2 protein-coding genes are annotated in these 1,340 nt (G+C 39.3%); both read left to right on the top strand.

Annotated features, from left to right (window positions below):
- The first annotated feature begins 131 nt into the window (after positions 1 to 131).
- Positions 132 to 932 (top strand): response regulator transcription factor, encoded by an 801-nt coding sequence (locus ACFO8Q_RS16770; RefSeq protein WP_380027054.1) that lies wholly within the window; start codon positions 132 to 134, stop codon positions 930 to 932.
- A gap of 15 nt (positions 933 to 947) precedes the next feature.
- Complete coding sequence (locus ACFO8Q_RS16765; protein WP_380027052.1) at positions 948 to 1,157, top strand: hypothetical protein; 210 nt, start codon at positions 948 to 950, stop codon at positions 1,155 to 1,157.
- Positions 1,158 to 1,340 lie beyond the last annotated feature (183 nt).

Genomic DNA, 1,340 nt, shown 5'->3' with positions numbered 1-1,340 from the left:
AATTCAGTTCGACATGAGGTTATTTTCATCCTTCTGCTGGTGCTGAGAAGCAGCATGGGGATCTTATTTTTGAAAACCGATCCTTGGTCATCTATTGAAGATCACCGCAACACAGTTGGGGAGGGGCAGGGATGAAACGAATCTTGATTATTGAAGACGAGAAAAAGATCGCAGAGGTTATTCAATCGTATTTAGTTCGGGAAGGCTACGAAGTCGACATAACGGGTAACGGGGAAGAAGGAATTCGGCTTCATGAAGAAAAGCCTTACGATCTGATATTATTGGATCTTATGCTTCCGGGAATCTCTGGCGAAGAAACTTGCAAACGCTTACGTGCCTCTTCGCGGGTCAATATTATCATGCTCACCGCCAAATCCTCCGAACAAGACAAAATTGAAGGGCTTTACCTTGGAGCCGATGATTATGTTACGAAACCGTTCTCACCAAGAGAATTGGTTGCAAGAATAGCGGCCGTTTTAAGAAGATCTTCTGAAGGGAAATTGCTTGCGGAACAAATTCACCTTCAGGATGGTGTTATACTCGACAATCGTACCAAAGAAGTAAGAAGAAATGGAGAAAAATTAGGCCTAACACCAACGGAATTTAAGATTTTGCATACATTGGCTCAATATCCGAAACGTTCATTCTCACGTGCTGAACTGATTGAAAAAGTTTTTGGATACGATTTTGGTGGAGACGAACGTGTCATTGACACTCATGTTAAAAACTTGAGACGCAAAATCGAAATAGATCCCAAAAATCCAAAGATCGTAGTGGCCGTATATGGCATCGGCTACCGGCTGGGGATACGGTTATTTAAGGGCGAAATCCAAAGCCATTATCTTTTTGTTAATAAATACCGATTGTTTATATATCAACAACATGTCAAAATGATAAAAGTCAACCAACCGTTTGTTTCACATTATCCATGAACGAGAGGGAGTAATATGGTAAGAGTACAACAAATTAAACAAAAATCAAGCATGAATTACAGAGGAGAAAGATCTAAAAAAGCTAAACTGATTTATGAGGAAGTATCAGAAATCAGAAGGTTATATGCCAGCGGTAATTTTACTCAAGATTATTTAGCCAGTCAATATGGAGTCAGTTCATCCACTATCCATAACATTGTTTCAAATAAGACATGGAACATCTAAAGAGGATTGAGTACCAATCAGAATAATTCGGTCAGGGGAAAAGAAGTTCCCCTGGCCTTTTTTCTACAACGAATCTTCACATTTCTCTGGTACGCTATTGAAAGCAATTCAATTTAGGCTCTTAAATTCAAAGATCTTCGAAAAGTGGAAAGAAACTCGTAAAAACCTTGAAAAGACAGCGTT

The organism is Effusibacillus consociatus, from assembly GCF_042652925.1.
Taxonomy (GTDB): domain Bacteria; phylum Bacillota; class Bacilli; order Tumebacillales; family Effusibacillaceae; genus Effusibacillus; species Effusibacillus consociatus.
Note: the sequence above shows the minus strand (reverse complement) of the source record. Positions and strands in the feature narration are given on the sequence as shown.